4 protein-coding genes and 1 pseudogene are annotated in these 4,053 nt (G+C 48.8%); 1 reads left to right on the forward strand and 4 read right to left on the reverse strand.

The window, feature by feature from the left end; translation table 11 throughout:
* The first annotated feature begins 393 nt into the window (after positions 1 to 393).
* Positions 394 to 1,437 carry a GTPase ObgE gene (gene obgE / locus WBA89_RS28390; RefSeq protein ID WP_424410964.1) on the forward strand — a complete coding sequence of 348 codons (1,044 nt, stop codon included), beginning with the start codon at positions 394 to 396 and terminating at the stop codon, positions 1,435 to 1,437.
* 17 nt (positions 1,438 to 1,454) lie between these two features.
* On the opposite strand, the gene WBA89_RS28395 is transcribed toward obgE, so the two are convergent.
* From WBA89_RS28395 to WBA89_RS28410, 4 genes and pseudogenes are all read right to left on the reverse strand, one after another.
* The gene (locus tag WBA89_RS28395) at positions 1,455 to 1,862 is read right to left on the reverse strand and encodes a hypothetical protein (protein WP_424410965.1); all 408 of its coding nucleotides are present in this window, start codon (positions 1,860 to 1,862) and stop codon (positions 1,455 to 1,457) included.
* Between the two features lie 62 nt (positions 1,863 to 1,924).
* On the reverse strand, positions 1,925 to 3,532 hold the full coding sequence (locus WBA89_RS28400; RefSeq protein WP_424410966.1) for a serine hydrolase: 1,608 nt from the start codon (positions 3,530 to 3,532) through the stop codon (positions 1,925 to 1,927).
* Positions 3,533 to 3,623: 91 nt separating this feature from the next.
* Positions 3,624 to 3,791 (reverse strand): hypothetical protein, encoded by a 168-nt coding sequence (locus tag WBA89_RS28405; protein ID WP_424410968.1) that lies wholly within the window; start codon positions 3,789 to 3,791, stop codon positions 3,624 to 3,626.
* Positions 3,784 to 4,053: pseudogene (locus tag WBA89_RS28410) on the reverse strand (RNA methyltransferase); the annotation flags it as partial. The pseudogene WBA89_RS28410 and the gene WBA89_RS28405, both read right to left, overlap by 8 nt.

Below are 4,053 nucleotides of genomic sequence, written 5' to 3' on the forward strand. Positions count from 1 at the left end.
ATTACAAGTGTACTACAAAAGTAGTAAATCGGGAAGTTCTGGCTCGATCGTTCAAGTTACACTAAATCCGGGGAAGAAAACCCATTTATGGCGTTGCTGAATACAGGTATGAATTAAAGATTTTCAAATTCCTATAAGCCAAGTATTGTGAGTTTTATAACTTCCGATAAAAGTTGATTCATACCGTAAATCAGCAACGCCGCTCTGCACTACTTTTCACAATAGCTATAATTATATTTTTTCGGAAACTGTAAATCGCGGCTAAACTTGGCTTTCGTCCGCCGGCGCAGACTCAAGGAAAAGAGGAATATTGTACCTAAATCTGGTATCATAATAACTCATGACTGTTGACTGTTGACCGTTGACTGTTGACCGTTGACTACTGACTAAATTATGCAATTTATCGATCGAGCAGATATTCAAGTCGCAGCCGGCAACGGCGGCGACGGTATGGTAGCTTTTCGCAGAGAAAAGTATGTACCGGCGGGCGGGCCGAGCGGCGGCACCGGCGGGCGGGGCGGTTCAGTGTTTTTGGTGGCGGTGGAAAGTTTGCAAACGCTGCTAGATTTTCAGTACAACCGGATTTTTAAAGCCGAAGATGGGAAGCGGGGCGCGCCGAAAAATATGACTGGGGCCTCTGGGGACGATCGCACGATCGAAGTTCCCTGCGGTACAGTAGTTTACGACGCGGAAACTCAGGCAATCTTAGCAGATTTAGTGACGCCCGGACAGACTGTTTGTGTTGCCAAAGGCGGCAAAGGCGGTTTAGGAAATAAGTGTTTTCTGACCAATTCTAACCGCGCTCCCGATTATGCCCTACCGGGAAAAGAAGGAGAACACAAATTTTTGCGGCTGGAATTGAAACTGTTAGCTGAAGTAGGAATTATTGGCTTGCCAAATGCCGGCAAATCAACGCTAATTTCTGCATTATCTGCAGCTCGCCCCAAGATAGCAGATTATCCGTTTACAACTTTAATCCCGAATTTGGGAGTAGTCAGAAAACCGAGCGGCGACGGTACTGTTTTTGCTGATATTCCGGGATTAATTTCCGGGGCTCACGAAGGCGCGGGTTTGGGTTACGAGTTTTTGCGGCACATCGAACGGACTCGCTTGCTGCTGCATTTAATTGATATTACTGATGAAGATCCGATCGCCGATTACGTCACAATTCAGGAAGAATTGAAAGCTTACGGGCGGGGATTGGCACAGAGGCCGCAGATTTTGGCTTTTAATAAGGTAGATGCGATCGATCTCGAAGATGAAGACATCGGAAAAGCAATCGCCCGGTTGAAAGAAATCAGCGGTGCTCCGGTTTTGGTGATTTCGGCCGTGAGTCGAGTTGGGTTGGATGAATTGATGCAGCAAGTTTGGCAGAAACTCGACGAGATGAACGAAACTGAAGCCGAGGCGCACTCGTCAGAAGTGAGAGTTTTGTAGCTTGGTTCTGATTTATTTTACCGGACATTAAACGAGTTGCGAATTCGCCCGTTGTAATCGACTCTCACCCTCCCATCCGGGAAAACCGTTACCACCGTCTCCACCGTATACACAGAGGCACCCGGTTGATGTCCTTGAAAAGTAAATGTCCAACTACCGTCGGCATTTTCAACATAAGGCGATTGCGCCGAGGCACCGTGCATTGCAGCTTCCGCTCGATATTTTCCCAAGCCTCCGTTAGCCTTTTCTGCGACTTGACGGGCTAAGTTTTTGGCGCGATTGAGTTCGATATTGTTGGAAATAACTGTAATATCGGTGAGTTGGCTGTCATCCGCACCAGCGGGATTGCTCCAGGCGGGGGAGACTCCTGCGGCTAAAGTCGAAAGCGCTAGCAAACAAGCAAATTGGATGTTTAGTTTCATCATACAAACTGATGTATAGTTCGATCGAGTCTACGAGACTGGCCTGCAAAAACCCGGTTGAATTTTCAATTTTTAATTTTAACTTGCGAATCTGCCGGCGTTTCCCCGCCGTTCAAGTAGCGGTAACTCATCCGAGAAATATCCCGAATTAATGTTTGAGCCGACTTCTCGGTTTCCGGGGGATGCTTCACCATCACCGCCACCAAATAACGCTTCCCGTTCGGCAAATCCACCATCCCCGCATCCGCCAGCATTGTATTAATGTTACCCGTTTTGTGGGCAATTACTGAACCTTCGCCCAAACCTCTCGGAAGCAACGAATCGTTTTGAGTTTGGCGCAGGATTTGAAACATCCGATCGCGCGATTTGACCGAAACCAAATTTCCGCGATCGACCTGGGCGATAATATTAATCAAATCCTTCGGGCTAGTAGTATTCGTTCCCTCCAAATCCGGCAAATTATTCCGCAAAACCGTCGCCCTCAAACCCCAGGCGGCAAAATGCTGGTTCAAAATCTCAGCACCTCCCAACAATTCAATCATCATATTAGTCGCCGTATTGTCGCTGATAACAATCATCTTTCTGGCAACTTCCAAAGCCGAATATTTTTTGCCCGGAGGGTCGTCTTGCATCTCCCCAGAACCGCCCGCAATGTGTTCCTGCTTCAGCGTCAGCACTTGATCTAACCGTACTTTACCCTCATCTACTGCTTGAAAAAAAGCTGCTAAAATTGGCAATTTAATCGTGCTCGCCGAAGCTAAAGGAGCGTCGCCGTTAAAATTTAGGTAGCTTCCTGTATCTAAATCAACTAAAAATATTCCCGCAGTCAAGGTAGGATTTTCTGTTGCCATCACCTGAAGTCGCGTTTTCAAAGCTCCTAATTCTTGATTCAGTTGCAGCGCTTCTGAAGCGGCCGGGGCTGCAACTGCGCTGTCGGCTTGGTTGTTTTGCTCTGCGGGGGTTTCTGGTGTCGCTACAGCCGATCGGCTCACAGCATTCGCCACCGACAGCAGCGTACCGCAAATCACCGCTATCCCAACTCCCAAAATCAGCAACCGAGTAGCGTACACCAACGGCGGTACGCTCCGAGGTGCAGGGCGTTTGCCCGGTCTCTGGCTCCCTTGCGGGCGAGGTTTCGGCAGCGGGGCTTTTTTGACATTCGGAGGCATTTCCGCGTCTGGAATCGGCGCTGGACGCGAAATGGGGCGACTTCCACGGGCTGCAGGGGCAGTTGTCGTTTGAGATTCGGTGGTGGGTTCGCTGGCGATCGCCCTCACATTTTCCAGATTCGGCTGTGGAAAATCGAACAAATCGACAGCAGCGAGATTTTTTTTGCGAGGTTGGCGGCTTTTCGACTGCCCAATTTTGGTAGTTCTGGGTTTTCTAGGATTAATTGCCGATCTGGGATCGGACAAAAAGTCTTGTGTATTGAATTCTTCGGGGGAAGGCGCGGGAGAATTGGCTCTAATTTGAGTGACGCGACTCGGTTGTCGCGAGAAAGTCGCAGGTTCGGATGCTGTAATTTCTGGCTTGTTTGACTGTCGCTGCGGGCGGCGGCCGGATTTGCCAGACTGAGTTGCTTTGCCGGATTGAGGCGGGTTTTGCCCGGAGTTGGCAGAGGCTATCGAGGACATCACTGATAATATCGATCGTTTGGGAAACCGCTCTGCCACGTCTTACTCCTTCTGCACTGTAAATTTCAAGTTTAAGATTTTTTAGCTTGCTGGCCAATCAATTTGAGATTTGAGATTGGGGATTTTAGATTTATCGGAAACGCACCCGTGCTAGAAACCGGGTTTCTTGCCGGGAAATTACCTTGAACTTGAGGTTTTTAGTCAAGAAACCCGGTTTCTTTGGTGACAAGCCGGTAAATCCCGATCGCCAAAAATCCTCAATCTCACATCCCAAATTATCGGCATTTCTCTCAGCCATCGGTTGGATTTTCCGGCAACGCATCCAGAGTATCAGAAACTGGCGATCGCGCGTAATTTTTTATTGCCCAATCTGTTTGGCGGAGAGTGCCCCGCAGCATGGCGACTTCATCCACTGTCGGATAAGCGCGATTGTACAAACGCCGAAACTTTTCCATCCTACTCGCTGCTGTGTGCGGCTGCAAATATCCAATTTTCAGCAGCAGCGTTTCTAGTTGCTGGTAATATCCCTCTAAATTTTCCAGCGGAGCACTGTTGGGGGG

Origin of the sequence: Microcoleus sp., assembly GCF_049646505.1 — a bacterium.
Classification (GTDB): Bacteria; Cyanobacteriota; Cyanobacteriia; order Cyanobacteriales; family Microcoleaceae; genus Microcoleus.